The organism is Advenella sp. FME57 (assembly GCF_014897675.1).
Classification (GTDB): Bacteria; Pseudomonadota; Gammaproteobacteria; order Burkholderiales; family Burkholderiaceae_B; genus Advenella.
Window position 1 is genome coordinate 207,142 of sequence record NZ_JABUXU010000001.1, and the last position, 18,272, is coordinate 225,413.

Genomic DNA, 18,272 nt, shown 5'->3' on the forward strand with positions numbered 1-18,272 from the left:
TGCAAAGGCCGATTTCAGGTAGAATGACGCAAAGGATGAGAGGGCATGGCAGCGGGCAATTCAATACGAACATACACACAAACCATGGGGATCGTCGCACTGGTCGGCTCCATGGCGTCGCTGTGCATCGGCACTTCGTTTGCCAAATCGTTGTTTGATGCCGTGGGCGCTCAGGGCACAACCGCCTACCGCCTGGGATTTTCCGCGCTGCTGCTCTGGTGCGTGTGGCGACCCTGGCGTTTCCCTCTTTCGCGCAAAAACGCGCTGGCCATTGCCAGTTACGGCTTATGCCTGGGGCTGATCAATTTCCTGTTTTACATGGCCATCCGTACTGTGCCGCTGGGCCTGTGTATTGCCATTGAATTCCTGGGTCCGTTATCGCTGGCCATTTTTTCGTCGCGCCGCAAAATTGATTTCCTGTGGATCGGCTTTGTAGCGCTGGGCCTCTATTTGCTGATCCCACAATCGCAGCAGGACGTATCTGCCATCGATCCGGTGGGCGTGATGTTTGCCATCGGCGCCGGCGTTTTCTGGGCACTATATATTGTTTTCGGCCAGCGCACGCGTAACATTCACCCGGGCCAGGCGACGTCGCTGGGGATCACGGTGGCGGCCATATTTGTCTTGCCATTTGGTATTGCCCACAGTGGCGAAACGCTGCTTACGCCCGCCTTCATGATTTCGGGCCTGCTGGTTGCCATTTTGTCCAGCGCCGTGCCCTATTCGCTTGAAATGATTTCGCTGAGGTCGCTGCCTCGCAAGACCATGAGTATTTTGCTCAGCCTGGAACCTGCCATGGGTGCGCTGGCCGGACTGGTTATACTGCATGAACAGCTTACGCTGGCCCAGTGGCTGGCGATCGCCTTCATCGTCGCCGCTTCGATCGGCTGCGCCACCACCTCACCTGCACCGCCGGTGACCGATACCGAGAGGGAAAAGCAATGAGTGATTTTTATTCAATGAGCGTCACTTTGCAGGATGGTAGCCCTCTGCCGCTGTCATCCTTGCGGGACAAAGTCGTGCTGGTAGTGAATGTGGCTTCCAGATGCGGCTTTACGCCGCAGTATACCGGCCTGCAACGTTTGCATGAACAATATCGCGACCAGGGCCTGGTAGTGCTGGGTTTTCCCTGCAACCAGTTCGGTAACCAGGAACCCGGGACCGATCAGGAAATTCAGGAGTTCTGTGCAATGAACTTCGGAGTGACATTTGCGCTTACCCACAAGACCGAGGTCAATGGGCCACGGGCCCATCCGGTCTTTGCCTGGCTCAAGAAAGAAAAACCAGGACTGCTGGGTATACAATCGATCAAGTGGAACTTCACAAAATTTCTGGTCGGCCGCGATGGTCAGGTACTGCACCGTTACGCACCAACCGCAAAACCGCAGGACATTGAACAGGACATCAAGGACGCATTGAAATGATTGATCTCTATTACTGGACTACGCCCAACGGACACAAAATTACCCTGTTTCTTGAAGAGACCGGGCTGGAATACACCATCCATCCCATCAATATCGGCAAAGGCGATCAATTTGCGCCCGAATTTCTGAAGATTGCGCCAAACAATCGCATTCCCGCCATTGTGGACAATAACCCTAACGATCATGGTGACGCGATCCCGGTCTTTGAGTCGGGCGCCATATTGCAATATCTGGCTGAAAAAACCGGCAAATTCATGTCATCAGACCTGCGCGCCAGAATCCAGACGCTTGAATGGCTGAACTGGCAAATGGGCGGGCTCGGCCCCATGGCAGGCCAGAATCATCACTTTGGCCAGTACGCACCGGAAAAAATCGACTACGCCATCAACCGCTACGTTAAGGAAACGGGCAGGTTATATGGCGTGCTGGATCATCGCCTTCAGGATCGCGAATTTATCGTTGGTGACTACTCCATCGCGGACATGGCCTGCTACCCCTGGGTGGTGCCGCATGAGCGCCAAATGCAAAATCTAGACGATTTTCCAAATCTGAAGCGCTGGTTTGAAACGATTGCCGCACGCCCGGCGACCGAGCGTGCTTATGCTGTGGTTGATCGGATCAACCCCGGACAGCCGCCGAATGACGATGAAGCCAAGAAGATTTTGTTCGGCCTGAACAACGACGATAAATAAAGCCGCCTTACTCCGCGCAGATTGAACTGCCAGGATCGAAATGCGCGGACCGACAAGAAATACGTTGACTGCTATGCCATCTCTGATGTGGCATAGCTCACTCTTTGCATTGCTCAGGTCATTGCACGGGTCATTGCACGGGTCATCCACCTAAGCAATTACAAACACAGTTACATACGCAATGACACAGGCGCTGCCTACACCGACTCAGGCTTGCTCGCAGTACGTCAGCCAATGGTCATAAAATAGCATTGCCTGCCTACCGATAGACATGCAAACTTATCCGGCATGCGTTACTCATACCAGCGACGGATCGCGGTAACGGTGTACAGTCCCAGGGCCGTCATCAGCAGCGAGCCAAGCACGTGCATACCAATTTCCAGCAAGGCCCACTGGATTTTTCCCTGATGCAGCAGGATCGTGACTTCAGCTGAAAACGAAGAGAATGTTGTGAGCCCGCCCAGAAAGCCGGTCACAATAAGCAATCGCCATTCCGCAGGAAATGAGGGAAAGGCGGCGAACACACCCAATGCCAGGCCGATCAGGTAACCACCACTCAGATTGGCAATCAGTGTACCCATTGCAATAGGATGCAAGGCGTTATTCAGCGCCAAGCCCAGTGCCCATCGCAATACCGCTCCGCAAGAGGCGCCAGCGCTTATCATGACCAGAGATTGCAACATGGAGCGACTCCGTAGAGGTTGAATAATGTGCGGACATAAAAATACCTGCGTTTCCAACGCCTGGATGCGAGCAGCAGGCAGAAGGTTGCGCAGGTATCATTATCTGTCCGAGGGACAGCAGTTCGGGCAATGCCAGGAGGATAGCCATCTCCGCATGGCCCAAATAGTAGCATGTTGCCGGCGCACCAGACAAGATCACGCGTCTGGTGCGCTTTTGTCAACGATGCACGACCAACTGAACTGGCAAGCAGGACGATAGCATCGCCACGCCCTGCTTGCCATTAATCAGGGATACAGGCCACGCACCTCACGCGACTCCAGAATCCGGGAGCACGCCACAATGAAGGCCGCAGTGCGCAATGTAACCGAGTTATGCTTGGCGACCTCGGATACCGCACGATAGGCCTCACGCATCAGACGTTCCAGCCTGTGGTTGATTTCGTCTTCAGTCCAGAAAAAGCTGGAAAAGTCCTGAACCCATTCAAAATAACTGACCGTCACACCGCCCGCATTGGCAAGCACGTCGGGCACCACGTATACGCCTTTTTCGGTCAGGATGTCGTCGGCGTCGGGCGTCGTCGGACCGTTGGCGCCTTCGACCACGATTTTCGCGTTGACCAGATCGGCAACACGGGCATCAATCTGGTTCTCCAGCGCGGCCGGGATAAGAAAGTCTGTCTGCACCGACCAGAAGTCGTCAACAGCGACTTCCTCTGCGCTTGCAAAGCCTTTGACGCCGGCATGTTTTTCCACATGCGCGAGCAGTTCATGCACCTGAATGCCGTTGGTGTTTCTAATCGCGCCAGTATGATCCTGCACGGCAACGACCTTGGCGCCTGCTTCGAAAAAGAGCCGCGCCGCCGTACCGCCCACATTACCGAAACCCTGGACCGCCACGCGCGCGCCTTCGATGGACAGGTTGATGTCCCTGGCGGCTTCACACCCGACCACAAATACACCGCGGCCGGTTGCTTCAACCCGTCCCAGACTGCCACCCAGGGAAATGGGTTTGCCGGTGACCACGCCGGTAGCCGTAGCGCCGACGTTCATCGAATAGGTATCCATCATCCAGGCCATGGTTTGCGGATTGGTATTGACGTCAGGTGCCGGAATATCCTTGGCGGGGCCGATAATAACGCCAATTTCGCTGGTATAACGGCGCGTTACTTTTTCCAGTTCGGCTTTGGAGTAATTGCGGGGATCAATGCGCACGCCACCCTTGGCGCCGCCAAAGGGCAGATTGACTGCTGCATTTTTGATCGACATCCAGGCGGCCAGCGCCATCACTTCGGAAAGGCAGACGTCCTGGTGAAAACGCACCCCGCCCTTGCCTGGACCGCGCGATGTATTGTGCTGCACCCGGTACCCTTCAAAATGCGCGATGGTCCCATTGTCCAGTTCCACAGGAATATCGACAATCATTGACCGCTTGGGACGTTTGAGTGTTTCAACCCAGCGTTGCAATGACCCCAGATACGGCGTGACCCGATCCACTTGTTGCAGGTAAATGCCCCATGCCCCCAGATCTTCCGAATTCAGGTAGGAAGGTAAGGCATGCTGGCGGTTGCTGGATGTATCCTGGCTCAAAATCGTCTCCTTGACATGATCAGACAAAGCACAAGTGTAACGCCAACTCAATCTGTCCCCATTTTTGCTTGTAAAAATTTAAATAGGGACAGAATAAATGTATGTTTCAAACAATAGCAAACTGCATTTTGCGGCATGCCGACGGCCACTCATTTGCTGGCCCTGGGCCGAATTACTGGATGGAACTGATCACCACGCGCGTTGTCTTGCTTCCACGAGTAATCACCGATTCCATGGTCAATCCTTTTTCGGGGCAATACCAATCTGTCACTTGTGCAGTGCCGGATCTGGCTGCGTTGTCGTTTCCGGCCGGCGCACCGCTAAGATTACCACTGGATGTGGTCGCCGAATAGGTGACCGGCATACACTGCAAGGTCCCGACAGACGTGGAACGGCTTTGCAGTTGCTCGACCTTTCTGGGGCCGGTCGAAATGGATGCGTTGCTGACGTTGATCTGGTTCAGCGGGATGCCATTTTGCAGGGTTACGGCCAGATTTACATTGGAATGCCCGGAAATCGGCGCAAGCGTCTCGCCAGGGTTGACCGTGTCTGCAGGCTTGAGGAAGTAGCCGGTCAGTGCGCTTTGCACCGATGTCTTCATCAGCGTATTCATCAGCCCTGAGGCATCAAAGGAGCCGTTAAGCGTCGATCTGCCCTGCTCCACCGTCAGCGTGAAGGGTCCGGTGCCCTGCACTCTTTGCCCGGCAATGGGCGCATCCGCATCGACCGTCAGGTGGGCCGTACATTGATTCGCACTGACGCGGTTAACCTGATTGACCAGTACTGAAAATCTGGCGGTTGCCCCATCGACCGAACCGGACAGGCGCGTATTGGGCGCCAGCCAGGGGCTGTCGCAATAATTCTGCTCTGCATGAGCGATGCCGCCAGTCAACGCGCACGCCAGGCCGATCACCGCATAAAGGGACTGCTTGCTGGCCAAACGGGATTTCAAATACCAGGTCATGGTCGTATATCCTTATTTTGTACCCAATGCGCTTAGCACCTCGGTGTTGCCGAGTTTTTGGGCCATATCAAGAGCGCTTACGTTCTTCTGATTGATCGCCCGCGGATCGGCACCCGCCGCCACCAGTGCACGCACCGCATCGGCATTTTTCGACGTCACCGCCATCAGCAATGGCGAACTGCCATCGGGTGCCGGCGCATTCGGGTAGGCGCCCTTGCCCAGCAGAAATTTGACCACGTCTGCATGCCCTTTGGAGGCCGCGTAATGCAACGGAGTCCAGCCCAGGCGGTTAACCTTCGCTCCTCGGGCGACAAGTTTCTTGGCACGCGGCAGATCGCCAATAATCGCCAGATACATCAGGGGCGTTTCACCCGTGCGATTTACCGCATTGACATCGGTCTTGGGATTGGCGGCCAGCGCATCGAATACACCCATAGACTGGTCACGGATTGCCTGAATCAGCGCAGGCTCCCCGTTTTCGTTGACTGCATTGGGATCTGCTCCCTGGGACAGCGCCTGTGTTACTTCACTGGCGCGATTGTTTTTTATATCATTCCACAAGCCACTGCTGCTGCCGGCATTTGCCGCGCATGCGCTTACTGTCACAGCCAGCACGGCTGCCAGCATGGCTTTTTTTAGGATTAATCCATTATTCATGTAATACATTATATATATCTCCTATTTCTTTGAATTCATTAAGATAGTTTAACTATTGGAGAATTTCAGCTGCAAGCTACAAACTTAAACCAATATAGCAAATAATCATTGTATCTTTTTGAATAAATTGAAAAAATTATTCGTCGTCGCCTCTGCTACCTCCCTTACGGAAATTTGTCGCAGTTCCGCAATTTTTTCGGCAACGTGAATGACCTTGGATGGGTCGTTGCGCTTGCCACGGTACGGCACCGGCGCCAGATAGGGAGAGTCGGTTTCTATCAGGAGACGCTCCAGTGGCATGAGCCGCGCCACCTCCTGCAACTGAACAGCGTTTTTGAAGGTGACGATGCCTGAGAGGGAGATGTAAAAATTCTGCTCCATGGCCTGTTGCGCAACTTCCCAGCTTTCGGCAAAACAGTGCATGACGCCGCCACACCCGGCGGCATTTTCTTCGCGCATTAGCCGCAGCGTATCTTCCGCAGAAGAACGGGTATGGATGATCAGCGGCAGCCCGGTTTCATTGGCTGCACGAATATGGACACGAAAGCGATTGCGCTGCCAGTCCAGCGGTTCTGACAGACGGTAATAGTCCAGCCCGGTTTCACCGATCGCTACGATTTTCCTGTGCTGGGCATGGCGGCTCAGGGTCTCCACATCGGGCTCCGGTGTATCCTCGTAATCAGGATGCACCCCTACCGATCCCCAGAGATGGTCATGGGCTTCAATCAGGCTGACAATCCGTGGCCAATCGGGCAAGTTCACGCTGACGCACAGCGCGTGACTGACCTGATTGCGTTTCATATTATCCAGAATTGCCGGCAGATCTTCCTGCAGTTGCGGAAAATCAAGATGACAATGAGAGTCTACATACATAAGCGAGTTCCATTTATCCGTTTTTTGACAGGCAGGTTACGCACACACGTTGCAGCACGGATTGAATGAACAATCTGGCATTTAGCGGGTGGTCTGCAATACGCTGTTGTCGAGCGAGCCACACTGAAGTCTGGCTGATCTTGGTCGCGCTCAGTTCTGCCGCCATGACCTTGATAAAGGGGGCCAGGCGCGGGAAATAACGCAACGGCAGGCCGTTGCTCTGCAACATCAAGTCTGTAAAGAGGCGCTGCAAAGACCCCAGCCATTCTTCGGCCTGCAGTTTTTCCAGTTTGGGCAGGTAGTCTGCCATATCAGGCATGGTGCGATCAGCCAGCGTCTGCGCAAACGACCCCAGCCAGTAGCTGACCGGTTCAGTACTGGAGCGACTCAGCGCCAGTGCACCCACCGGCGCTCCGCCACTGGCATGCAGCCAGGTTTCAGCTTGCGCTTCGGGCAGCCCCTGCGCCTGCAGCCAGACCAGCCCCTCGTCCCTTGTCGGCATGGGTAGGCACAGCCGACGACACCTTGACAGGAGCGTTGGCAATACTTTGTCCGGCGCGTGCGAGACCAGCAGAAATACCGTCCCCGGCGCTGGCTCCTCCACAGACTTGAGCAGATAGTTGGCAGAGGCAGTGTTCAGCGACTCTGCAGGAAAAAGGATAATGACGCGCATCCCGCTGCGATGCGTGGTAACGCTCAGTAGCGAATCCAGTTGCCGAACCTGGTCAATACGGATTTCGCTGGAGGCTTTTTTTGTCGCCGCCCCTTCTTGCGCATCCGACGCCGTGGCCGCCTCCTGCAAGCCATAGTGCAGGGCAAGCCTGTCGGGCAGCACCAGACGCAGATCGGGGTGAGCATCATTGGCAATCCAGGAGCAGGACTGACACGTTCCGCAAGCCAGCCCGCCGCTTGGCCGCTCGCATAGCAGGCTGGTTGCCGCTGCCCGCGCAAATGTAAGCTTGCCGATGCCAGGCGGTCCGTAAATCAGCCAGGCATGCGCAAACCGTTCGCGGTCACCCAACCAGTTGCCTGCGCTTGCCGTTTGCCAGGGGAAAAAGGATGTGATCGCCGTCATGAATGATTACCTTTGCGCGGCATGCTGCGCCAGCCTTGTCTTTAACATGTCCTGCAGTTGCTGCGTAATATCGGCTTTGGGGCGGCTGGAATCAACGATATAAAACCGCGCCGGATCGGCCTTGACTCGCGCATGATACGCTGCCCGGACGCGCTCGAAAAAACCGCTATCCTCGCGTTCGAACCGGTCCTGCTCGCGGCTATTTTCCAGTCGCTCGCGCGCCACTTCCAGTGGCACATCGAACAGGATGGTCAGGTCCGGCTGCAATTGCTGCTGGACCCAGTCTTCGAGGATTTGAATCCGCTGCGCCGGGAAATGACGCCCGCCGCCCTGGTAAGCATAAGTCGCATCGGTGAAGCGATCGCTGATCACGATTTTTCCCGAGGTCAGGGCCGGGGCTATCACAGACAAAATATGTTCCTGCCTGGCGGCAAACATCAACAGCGTTTCTGTTTCCATGTGCATTGACTCTTTGAGCAGCATGGCGCGCAGCGCCTCGCTGATGGGCGTACCACCCGGCTCCCGGGTCATCACGACCTCGTGCCCCAGTGACTCGCACAGCTCGCGCAAATGACCGATATGCGAACTTTTACCCGCGCCGTCCACGCCTTCGAGTGTGAGAAAAAAACCCTTCATTGTATGCCCTTCTTCAGGATATAAGTTTTGACGTTACGGTTGTGTCCGCGCAGATCTTCGGAAAACTCACTGGTGCCATCGCCCCGCGACACAAAATACAAATACTTATGCCGCTCGGGATGGACTGCCGCCTGCAGCGACAGCAAGCCCGGGCTGGCAATAGGCGTGGGTGGCAGTCCGCCGCGCGTATATGTGTTCCAGGGCGTATCGGTCGTCAAGTCGTTTCTGGTAATGACACCCCGATAGGCTTCTTTCATTCCATAGATAACGGTCGGATCCGTTTGCAGCAACATCCTTTTGTCCAGGCGGTTGATAAACACGCCCGCAACCCGGCTGCGATCCTGCTCGTGTCCGGTTTCCTTTTCGATGATGGAAGCCAGAATCAACGCCTCATAGGGCGTTTTCAAGGGCAGGTCGCTATCGCGTGCGTCCCACACCGCAGCAAGGCGTTTCTGACCTTCGGTATAGGCGCGCCTCAGAATATCCATATCGGTGTCTCCCGGCACAAAGACATAGGTGTCCGGGAAAAACAGGCCTTCGGGGCTGTCGTAGGGTGCGCCAAGCTTTTCCAGCAGCTGGGCATCGCTCAAATTGTCCAGCGTGTGCGTAATATTCGGGTTGTTCTTTAATGTCGTGCGAATCTGCCGATAGGACCAACCTTCGATAATCTGGAACTGACTTTTGCTGGTCTGCCCTGAGGCCATGCGGGTGAGCAGATCCACGGGCGTATCGCCCCGTTTGGCCTCATAGGCGCCCGCTTTGAGCTGCCGATCCTGGCCGGTATAGCGTGCATACATGACAAACAGATAAGGTTCGATCCGGATGCCCGCGGCAACCATGTTCTGGGCGACAGACGCTATCGTACTGCCGCGCGGCACGCTGTAATCGATGACATCGGCGCTCATGGGTGCAGGTGTTTTCGTCCAGTGCCATACCTTGCCGGCGAGACCGGCTGCCAGCAGCAAGACACAAATAAAGAACGAAAAAATAATATATTTGAACAGTTTCATGGGTGAAATAATGATCCGCCGGGCCCGACATCTACAGAGCACCTATTGTATCAGGCACGGGCAGCTGCCAGTGCCGCCTGATACCCGGGAATCCCTGATCCCTTCATTGATTAGCAGCAAAAAACCTATTCAATACGTTACGATATCAGGCATGAGAATCTGAGCGGAACCCGATCGCATGTTGCCTGGGTTCTGCAGCAATGAAAAGGAACTATTTTATGTCCACAGCCCCTACCGGATTCACACCGGATACCCCGCTACATATCACGCCGCTGCCCGACTATTGCATCCTGACGATCCGCGGCGCTGAAGCCCAGGCGTTTCTGCAGGGACAGTTCACTCAGGACGTCATGGCCGCTACTACCGAGTCGGCCCGGCTGTCCGCCTATTGCTCCGCCAAGGGCCGCATGCTGGCCAGTTTTATTTTCTGGCAGCAAGCGCAGCCACAGGCCCCTCAGGAAAATGCGTACCAAGTGATGGTGCGCAGCGATGTTGCCGACAGCTTTGCCAAGCGCTTGCGGATGTTCGTGTTGCGCGCCAAGGTCACGGTAGAAGAAACAGACATCACTCCCTACGCGTACTGGGCTGGCGATAATACGATCTCGGACACCACACTCGCACGCCCCGAGCCGTGGCAGATTATTGCAACTGAATCAATGATGCAGCTCGGACTGCCCGGCACAGCCGGCATACAACGTGGCATTCTGATCGCAGACACTGCCATTGACACCAGCCAGGCTCAAGCAGGACAGCCCGGGCAATGGGCGGTCCTGGATATTCTGGCTGGCCTGCCCTGGGTGGAGAAAGCCAACCAGGAAATGTTCATTCCCCAGGATCTGAATCTGGACGCTATAGGCGCAGTCAGCTTTACCAAAGGCTGCTATCCTGGCCAGGAAATTGTCGCGCGCAGCCATTATCGGGGCAAACTGAAGCGGCGGATGCTCAATGGCGTATGTGATAACCCGCCAGCCACAACAGTGGCGCCGGGTACAGACATTACAGACAGCACGAACACGCGGGAGCCCAGTGGCCAGATCGTCAATGCCGCAACGCTGGCAGACGCCCTCTACATGCTGTTTGAAGTACGGCTTGAAGCCGCGGAGCATAATCGCCTGGTGCTGGGAGACGAAAATGGCCCGCCGATAACGCTGCTGACTATTCCATACTCACTGGACAAACCGACCCTGGCCTAAACTGGCCAGTGGATTGTCCGACGCGTTCTGCCACGGAGAAGCCAGCAATGCGTCGATGTCGGCCGGTGTGATCTGCTCGATTGTCGCCGGCTGCCATTGCGGATGTTTATCCTTGTCAATAAGCAGCGCCCGGATACCTTCCTGCAGTTGCCCGTGGGCGCAGCAATTGAGCGCGACCTTATATTCCAGTTGAAATACCTGGGCCAGTGACAGGTGAAGTGCCCGTTCCTGCAAGGTCAGGCCGAGCGCGACCGATAGCGGCGCGCCCTTGAGCATGGTCTGCGCCGCCCGCGCAAGCCAAGGGTCAGCATGATCGGCCAATGCAGCGAATGCGCGATACAGGCTGACAATGTCTCGATTGGCGCAGAGCGCGGTAAGCATGGCATAGTTCGTTTGCAGTGGGCCGGCATCCAGCGTTGCCGCTGCGCTGTGCTGCGCCAGCACGTCATGAATGCGCTGATCAAGCTGGCGCCGGTCGGCCATTTGCGTGCCATCTATGCGTTCCAGACCAGCAATGATGGCAGACCAGTCTGCATGACGAACGCAATAATCGGCCATACCGGTAAAGAGCGAATCGGCAGCATTCAAAATGGCGCCGGTTGCGGCAAAAAAGCGACCGATACGACCTGCCAGGTGATTCAGATCCCAACTGCCGCCCACATCGGGAAACAGGCCAATGGTGACTTCAGGCATGGCCAGTCGCGATGATTCGCTGACCACGCGATGTGAAGTACCGGCCATCAGCCCGATACCGCCGCCCATGACCACACCATGGCCCCAACAGATAATGGGTTTACTATAGGTATGGATCTGATAGTCCAGGCGGTATTCCACATCAAAGAATTGAGCTGCATAGGCATTATCGGCGGCCGGCTTACCGGCATACTGCTGCATGCTGGTATACAGCTGGTGCAGATCCCCGCCGGCGCAGAATGCCTTTTCCCCCGCCCCTTCAAATATGACAAATGCAATCGCAGGGTCTTGTTCCCAGAGCGTTAGTTGCTCAGTCAGCAACTGGCACATTTCAAGTGACAGACTATTGAGCTTGGATGGCTGGTTCAACGTGGCAATGCCGTAGCAACCCTGGCTGGCCAACGGCTTTTCCTGAAATAAAACGGGGGCGGTCATAATGTCTCCTGTTATACCCGGTGCCGGATTGGCATCATCCGGCTGATGTTTCCATTCGCATGAAGTCTGGCAGGTCGGATGCAGATCCGGCCTTTACCTGAATGGCAATCATTATATATGCAGCCACCAGTCAATCAGATCCCTTCTTGTGGCCAGCTGGCGAGGTTTCCATGTACTCCTGCCACGCTACTTTACTTTTTTTCAAATGCTTGCGCTTGAGGATACCGGTTTTACGATGAGCAGCACGACGACGTCGCGACTCCATGGGATCGAAGGACAATTGGCGGTATAACTCCACCCGATCGCCCTGGCGAAGCACACAATCGCGTGGTTTACGCAAGCCGAACACCCCCGTATCCGCGATATCTGCTGTGGTAATATTGCATGCCTGATAGACACCCGATGCCGCGATGGCCTGTTCAATGGTGCTGCCACAGGGCAGCGTGACCGCAGACAGCCATACTTGGCCTGCCGAATGTGCATAGCAGACCGTAATGGTCATATCCTCATCAGACATAAATCTGCTCGGCCCGCTTGGTAAAGGAGTCGATAAAGCTGTTGGCGATGCGGTTAAATACCGGCCCCACCAGCATTTCAAGTGAACGGCTGTTGAATGCATAATCCAGGGCGAACTGGACTTTGCACGCATCCGGCGCCAGTGCGATAAATTCCCAGGTACCATTGAGGGCAGAGAACGGCCCATCGACCAGGTGCAGGTGAATTTTATCGGGAAAGTGATGAGTATTGCGGGTGGTGAAGGTTTGCTTGAGTCCGGCAAAACTGATCATGATCGAGGCCGTCATGCCGGCATCATCCGTTTCCAGAACCTGCGCCCCGCCGCACCATGGCATGAACTCGGGATATTTCTCCACATCAGCGACCAGCGCGAACATATCGGCAGCGGAGTATGGAAGCAGAACGGAACGATGAACAGTAGTGGACATGAATTAATTGGCAACGTAGGGTAAGTGACAAGGCAAAATACGCTTGCAGTGTAATCAACAAGCAGCACAAGCAGTTTGATTCAATTACAATTGCGTGAAATCATTGCATTTTGCGCGATTAAACAGACCCCTATTTTAACGGGTCAAATCCATTTATAAAATCAAACATGAGCATTACCAACAATCGCAAGGCAACCCACGACTATTTCATTGAAGAGCGCTTCGAGGCAGGCATCGTCCTGGAAGGCTGGGAAGTCAAGTCCATCCGGGCTGGCCGCGTGCAACTGGGCGAGAGTTATGTCATTGTGCGCGACGGCGAATTACAGTTGCTGAACATGCACGTCAGCCCGCTGGCAACCGCCTCAACGCATATCCATCCCAATGCCACCCGTACCCGTAAGTTGCTGCTGCACAAGAACGAGATCGACAAACTCATTGGCAAAGTGGAAATCCGCGGCTATACGCTGGTGCCATTGAATCTGCACTTTCGCAACGGCAAAATCAAGCTGGAGTTTGGTCTGGGCAAGGGCAAAAAGCTGCACGACAAACGGGACAGTGCCCGCGACAAAGACTGGCTGCGTGAGAAGGAGCGTATTATGAAACACGATACGCGCAAGCGCGATTCCTGAATCAAGCCTGTTGAACAGCACAGCCCCCTTCTACCATTGAAACGACTAACATCGCCGTACCCGACCGCCAGGATCAGGGCGGAGAAACCTATCAGGCGCGGGAAGATAGCGCCATTACCGGGCCGGTGGCGCCCTATCGGGTCTGCCCAGGATTGGTCAGACCAGCACCGGCCTGATTGCCATGTCCTGTGGCCTTGACTACGGTCATGGCAGAGGCGATCAGACCACCCACATCAGCCAGATTGGCCGGCAGAATGAGGGTATTTCCTTCCTTGGCCACATTCGCAAACGCATCAACATAGTTTTCCGCTACGCGAAGATTGACCGCTGCCATGCCGCCCGGTTGTTCGATTGCGTGCGCCACCTGTTCAATAGCCTGGGCTGTGGCCTCGGCGATGGCAATGACCGCTGCCGCTTCACCCTGGGCCTGGTTGATCTGAGCCTGCTTCTCACCTTCAGAACGGGCGATGGCCGCTTCCCGTTCACCGGTTGCAATATTGATCTGTTCCTGCCTGCGCCCTTCTGAGGCGGCGATCAAGGCGCGTTTTTCACGCTCTGCGGTAATCTGGGCCTGCATGGCGCGCAAGATCTCATTGGGTGGCGTCAAATCCTTGATTTCGTAACGCAGCACCTTGACGCCCCAGTTGGTCGCCGCTTCATCCAGCGAGGCCACGATGGTACTGTTGATGGCATCCCGCTCTTCGAAGGTCTTGTCCAGCTCCATTCGCCCGATGACCGAACGCAAGGTGGTTTGCGCCAGTTGCGTAATGGCCGAGATGTAATTTGACGAGCCATAGGAGGCAAGCATGGGATCGGTCACCTGGAAGTAAATAACGCCATCGACCTGTAACTGGGTATTGTCCCTGGTAATGCAGATTTGACTGGGAACATCCAGCGGTATTTCCTTGAGTGAATGCTTGTAGGCAACCCGATCGACAAAGGGAATAATGAAACGGGCGCCCGGCGATAAGGTGCGATCATATCGGCCCAACCGCTCAATAATCCACGCATTCTGCTGCGGTACGATGGCAATGGACTTGACCAGGAAGACCAGTACCAGCACAACCAGTATGGCGAGAAAGATAATCGATGTATCCATAGTTTGACTCCTGAACTACGAGCTGCTTGGTGTAAGAGGGCCCGATACAGGTGCGACGACAAACACGATGCCGTCAATATCGGTAATACGATAGCTGCCGGGGACCGGCGTGCCGCTGACGGCGGGATCCAGCCGTACCTGCCACGTCGCTCCACGGTATTGAATCACTGCCGTCTTCATGGGAGACCAGTCCGTGACATGCACAGCCTGACCGATATCCAGATTGACATCGGTATTTCGGCTGGCGTCGTGGCGCGAGCCACGTTTGACAAAGCCGCTGGATTTGAGAACAAAAAAACCTGCGATGCCCAGCACGCTGAAGGCAAGCAATTGCCAGGCAAGCTCGCCACCCAGCCAGCTCACTACTCCCGCGCCTGCTGCGGCGACCGCGACCAGCAACAGGAAAAAAGTACCTGTGAGCAGCTCAAGAATAAGCGCGATGGCTGCAACAACAAACCAGATCCACATGATCGCCTTCCTGCAGTAGATGCGTGCCACAATGGCCCGCATGCAGAAGCACAGCAGCCATCAGGTGACTGCCGTACCCCCAAAACCACTATCAATTGATACCGAGCAATTCCACTTCAAAGACCAGCGTCGCATTGGGAGGAATGACGCCGCCTGCGCCGCGCGCACCATAGCCCAGCTCAGCCGGGATGGTCAGCTTGCGGGTGCCACCGATTTTCATGCCCTGCACACCCTGATCCCAGCCTTTGATCACGTGGCCAGCGCCCAGCGGGAATGAGAATGGCTGCCCCCTGTCCTTGCTGGAATCGAATTTCTGGCCATTGTCCTTGAGCCAGCCGGTATAATGCACCGACACCTGCTGTCCGCTTTTTGCCTGTTCGCCACTTCCTTCGGTGACATCTTCAATAATAAGTTCGCTCACGTGTATCTTCCTGAATACGGGGTAAAACACCAGTGTACCGTAAGTCGCTGATGCATTCGACAAAAAGACCCGATCATAGCGGGGATTGGACTGCACAATACGGGACAGCACATCGCCAACCGGCACTGCGCCCCGTGCGAGGCACAGGATTCTGTTGAATTTCCAGCCCGATTGATGAACCACCAGGACAAAACAAAACGGGCACCCTGCCCTGACCCGTGATCAGAAAAAGGTGCCCGCAAATGCCTCGGCCGCTGCCCTCCGGCAGTGAGCTAGCGCTGGCCAGCGTTTATTTGGCCAGTTTCTGCCAGGTGTCGACAACCGTATCGGGATTGAGCGACATCGTCAGAATACCCTGCTCCTTGAGCCATACAGCCAGATCCGGATGGTCACTGGGCCCCTGGCCACAAATGCCGACGTATTTATTGGCTTTCAGGCACGCCTGGATAGCCCGTTGCAGCATGAACTGCACCGCAGGATCACGCTCGTCAAAATCGGCAGCCAGCAGCTCCATGCCCGAATCGCGATCCAGCCCCAGCGTAAGCTGGGTCATGTCGTTGGAACCGATAGAGAAGCCATCGAAATATTCGAGGAACTGATCGGCCAGGATGGCATTGGATGGTACTTCGCACATCATGATGACACGCAGGCCGTTCTCACCGCGTTTCAGGCCGTTATCTGCAAGCAGGCCGATGACTTTTTCCGCCTGACTCAGCGTGCGCACGAATGGCACCATGATTTCAACGTTGGTCAACCCCATGTCATCGCGAACAAATCGCAGCGCTTCGCATTCCATGCGGAAACATTCGGCAAAATCTTCAGCAATGTAGCGCGAGGCGCCACGAAAACCCAGCATCGGGTTCTCTTCCTCGGGTTCGTAGCGAGAGCCGCCCACCAGCTTGCGATACTCATTGGACTTGAAGTCGGACAGGCGCACAATAACCGGCTTGGGATAAAACGCCGCAGCGATGGTCGCAATACCCTCGGCCAGTTTCTCAACAAAGAAGGCACGTGGGCTGGCATAGCCACGGGCAGCCGACTCCACTGCTTTCTTGAGCTCCGCGTCAATGTTCGGATAGTCCAGCACCGCCTTGGGGTGCACATTGATGTTGTTGTTGATGATGAATTCCAGACGGGCCAGACCCACGCCGCCGTTGGGAATTTGGCAAAAATCAAACGCCAGTTGCGGATTACCCACGTTCATCATGATCTTGACTGGAATCTCGGGCATCTCGCCGCGACGCACTTCTTCTACTTCGGTCTCAAGAAATCCGTCGTAAATGCGGCCCTCGTCGCCTTCGGCGCATGAGACAGTGACTTCGGCGCCTTCCTTGAGATCTTCTGTGGCCGTTGCACATCCGACAACAGCAGGAATGCCCAATTCACGGGCAATGATTGCCGCATGGCAGGTACGCCCGCCACGGTTGGTGACGATGGCTGCAGCGCGTTTCATGACGGGTTCCCAGTTCGGGTCTGTCATGTCTGTCACCAACACATCGCCGGCCTGCACCTGATCCATATCGTTGATGTCGGAGACGACACGGACCTTGCCTGAGCCGATTTTCTGACCAATGGCGCGACCGGTAATAAGGACCTTGCCGGTTGCTTTCAATTTGTAGCGCAGCTGGACATCGTTGTCGGTCTGCTGAGATTTCACCGTTTCGGGACGAGCCTGCAGAATATAGAGTTTGCCATCGATGCCATCGCGCCCCCATTCGATATCCATGGGGCGCTGGTAGTGTTTCTCGATGATGACCGCGTAACGGGCCAACTCGATCACTTCATCGTCGGTCAGTGAGTAGCGGTTACGTTCGGAAACTGGTACCTCAACGGTGTTGACGGCATTCTCGCCAGGCTTGCGCTCCCCGTTGAACTCCATTTTGATCAGTTTTGAGCCGATGCGGCGCCCGACGATCGGATATTTTCCCGACGCCAGCGTGGTTTTGAAAACATAGAATTCGTCTGGATTGACAGCACCCTGCACCACGGTTTCACCCAAGCCGTAGGAAGAAGTGATGAATACGACGTCGTTGAAACCGGATTCGGTATCCAATGTAAACATCACACCGGCACTGCCCTTGTCGGAACGCACCATGCGCTGGATACCAGCAGACAATGCCACGTCTGCGTGCGCGTAGCCTTTGTGGACGCGATAGGAAATAGCACGGTCGTTATATAGTGACGCAAAAACATGACGAATTTTATCCAGCACATCGTCAATACCAGCGACGTTCAGGAACGTTTCCTGCTGGCCGGCAAAGGAGGCATCGGGCAAGTCTTCTGCGGTGGCAGATGAGCGCACGGCAAACGAACCCTTGCCATCGGCATCAAGTTGCGCGTAGGATTGGCGGATCTGTTTTTCGAATTCGTCAGAGAATGGCGCTTCGGTAATCCAGCCTCGGATTTCTGCACCGGCTTGTGCCAGTTCGCGAACATCCTCAGGGTTAAGCGAGGTAAGACGATCAGCGATGCGCTTGTCCAACCCGGAGGTCTTGAGAAAATCGCGGAAGGCATCGGCAGTGGTGGCAAAACCACCTGGCACACGAACCCCGGCATTGGCCAACTGGCTGATCATTTCCCCGAGCGAGGCATTTTTCCCGCCGACAGAGTCAACATCCGACATGCGGAGTTTCTCGAATGGAACAACATACGACATTTAAGTCACCCTTAGATTAAAATGAAAGCTTATTTGGTTAGAAAATGCATGCTTTTCTAACCAAATAAGCCTGATACTATCGGCCAGGTACAAAGTATCATGATTGTACCGTCTTTTTCTACACTCACAGGAT

The 18,272-nt window shown here is 55.2% G+C and carries 20 protein-coding genes; 5 read left to right on the plus strand and 15 right to left on the minus strand.

What is annotated here, in order from left to right; all coding sequences use genetic code 11:
• Positions 1-45: 45 nt before the first annotated feature.
• The 3 genes from INT32_RS00900 to INT32_RS00910 are packed head-to-tail and all read left to right on the plus strand — an operon-like array spanning position 46 to position 2,116.
• Positions 46-945, plus strand: coding sequence for a DMT family transporter (locus INT32_RS00900; protein ID WP_193086851.1), 900 nt, complete (start codon positions 46-48; stop codon positions 943-945).
• The gene (locus INT32_RS00905) at positions 942-1,424 is read left to right on the plus strand and encodes a glutathione peroxidase (protein WP_193086852.1); all 483 of its coding nucleotides are present in this window, start codon (positions 942-944) and stop codon (positions 1,422-1,424) included. Before INT32_RS00900 ends, INT32_RS00905 begins: the two co-directional genes overlap by 4 nt.
• Entirely contained in the window at positions 1,421-2,116 is a 696-nt protein-coding gene (locus INT32_RS00910) for a glutathione binding-like protein (RefSeq protein ID WP_193086853.1), read from the plus strand. Before INT32_RS00905 ends, INT32_RS00910 begins: the two co-directional genes overlap by 4 nt.
• Before the next feature lie 293 nt (positions 2,117-2,409).
• On the opposite strand, the gene crcB is transcribed toward INT32_RS00910, so the two are convergent.
• The 8 genes from crcB to mltG all read right to left on the minus strand — a co-directional run bounded on the left by crcB (position 2,410) and on the right by mltG (position 9,601).
• Positions 2,410-2,799 (minus strand): fluoride efflux transporter CrcB, encoded by a 390-nt coding sequence (gene crcB, locus INT32_RS00915; RefSeq protein WP_193086854.1) that lies wholly within the window; start codon positions 2,797-2,799, stop codon positions 2,410-2,412.
• A gap of 285 nt (positions 2,800-3,084) precedes the next feature.
• Positions 3,085-4,386, minus strand: coding sequence for a Glu/Leu/Phe/Val dehydrogenase (locus INT32_RS00920; protein WP_193086855.1), 1,302 nt, complete (start codon positions 4,384-4,386; stop codon positions 3,085-3,087).
• A 172-nt stretch (positions 4,387-4,558) separates the two neighbouring features.
• The gene (locus INT32_RS00925; RefSeq protein WP_193086856.1) at positions 4,559-5,350 is read right to left on the minus strand and encodes a hypothetical protein; all 792 of its coding nucleotides are present in this window, start codon (positions 5,348-5,350) and stop codon (positions 4,559-4,561) included.
• A 12-nt stretch (positions 5,351-5,362) separates the two neighbouring features.
• A complete protein-coding gene (locus INT32_RS00930) occupies positions 5,363-6,016 on the minus strand; it encodes an ankyrin repeat domain-containing protein (RefSeq protein ID WP_193086857.1) in 654 nt (217 codons plus the stop codon).
• A gap of 96 nt (positions 6,017-6,112) precedes the next feature.
• A complete protein-coding gene (locus INT32_RS00935; protein ID WP_193086858.1) occupies positions 6,113-6,880 on the minus strand; it encodes a TatD family hydrolase in 768 nt (255 codons plus the stop codon).
• 13 nt (positions 6,881-6,893) lie between these two features.
• On the minus strand, positions 6,894-7,955 hold the full coding sequence (holB, locus tag INT32_RS00940; RefSeq protein ID WP_193086859.1) for a DNA polymerase III subunit delta': 1,062 nt from the start codon (positions 7,953-7,955) through the stop codon (positions 6,894-6,896).
• Positions 7,956-7,961: 6 nt separating this feature from the next.
• Positions 7,962-8,591, minus strand: coding sequence for a dTMP kinase (tmk, locus tag INT32_RS00945; RefSeq protein ID WP_193086860.1), 630 nt, complete (start codon positions 8,589-8,591; stop codon positions 7,962-7,964).
• A complete protein-coding gene (gene mltG / locus INT32_RS00950; protein ID WP_193086861.1) occupies positions 8,588-9,601 on the minus strand; it encodes an endolytic transglycosylase MltG in 1,014 nt (337 codons plus the stop codon). The genes tmk and mltG overlap by 4 nt, the downstream gene beginning before the upstream one ends.
• A 218-nt stretch (positions 9,602-9,819) precedes the next feature.
• Between mltG and INT32_RS00955 the strand changes: the two genes are divergently transcribed.
• Positions 9,820-10,794, plus strand: coding sequence for a folate-binding protein YgfZ (locus INT32_RS00955; protein WP_193086862.1), 975 nt, complete (start codon positions 9,820-9,822; stop codon positions 10,792-10,794).
• Here the strand turns inward: INT32_RS00955 and INT32_RS00960 are convergent.
• From INT32_RS00960 to INT32_RS00970, 3 genes are all read right to left on the minus strand, one after another.
• Entirely contained in the window at positions 10,768-11,922 is a 1,155-nt protein-coding gene (locus tag INT32_RS00960) for an enoyl-CoA hydratase/isomerase family protein (RefSeq protein ID WP_193086863.1), read from the minus strand. The two genes, INT32_RS00955 and INT32_RS00960, sit on opposite strands and share 27 nt — an antisense overlap.
• Positions 11,923-12,052: 130 nt before the next feature.
• Positions 12,053-12,439, minus strand: a complete 387-nt coding sequence (locus tag INT32_RS00965) for an RnfH family protein (protein ID WP_193086864.1) — start codon at positions 12,437-12,439, stop codon at positions 12,053-12,055.
• Positions 12,432-12,866, minus strand: coding sequence for a type II toxin-antitoxin system RatA family toxin (locus tag INT32_RS00970; protein WP_128394208.1), 435 nt, complete (start codon positions 12,864-12,866; stop codon positions 12,432-12,434). The genes INT32_RS00965 and INT32_RS00970 overlap by 8 nt, the downstream gene beginning before the upstream one ends.
• A 167-nt stretch (positions 12,867-13,033) precedes the next feature.
• Here INT32_RS00970 and smpB point away from each other — a divergent pair, with 167 nt between their 5' ends.
• Positions 13,034-13,495 (plus strand): SsrA-binding protein SmpB, encoded by a 462-nt coding sequence (gene smpB / locus INT32_RS00975; RefSeq protein WP_193086865.1) that lies wholly within the window; start codon positions 13,034-13,036, stop codon positions 13,493-13,495.
• Positions 13,496-13,628: 133 nt separating this feature from the next.
• Here the strand turns inward: smpB and INT32_RS00980 are convergent, their stop codons facing one another.
• From INT32_RS00980 to ppsA, 4 genes are all read right to left on the minus strand, one after another.
• Entirely contained in the window at positions 13,629-14,594 is a 966-nt protein-coding gene (locus INT32_RS00980) for an SPFH domain-containing protein (RefSeq protein WP_193086866.1), read from the minus strand.
• Positions 14,595-14,609: 15 nt separating this feature from the next.
• Positions 14,610-15,062 (minus strand): NfeD family protein, encoded by a 453-nt coding sequence (locus tag INT32_RS00985; protein ID WP_193086867.1) that lies wholly within the window; start codon positions 15,060-15,062, stop codon positions 14,610-14,612.
• A gap of 91 nt (positions 15,063-15,153) precedes the next feature.
• Positions 15,154-15,483, minus strand: coding sequence for an FKBP-type peptidyl-prolyl cis-trans isomerase (locus tag INT32_RS00990; protein ID WP_193086868.1), 330 nt, complete (start codon positions 15,481-15,483; stop codon positions 15,154-15,156).
• Positions 15,484-15,772: 289 nt separating this feature from the next.
• Entirely contained in the window at positions 15,773-18,139 is a 2,367-nt protein-coding gene (ppsA, locus tag INT32_RS00995) for a phosphoenolpyruvate synthase (protein ID WP_193086869.1), read from the minus strand.
• Positions 18,140-18,272 lie beyond the last annotated feature (133 nt).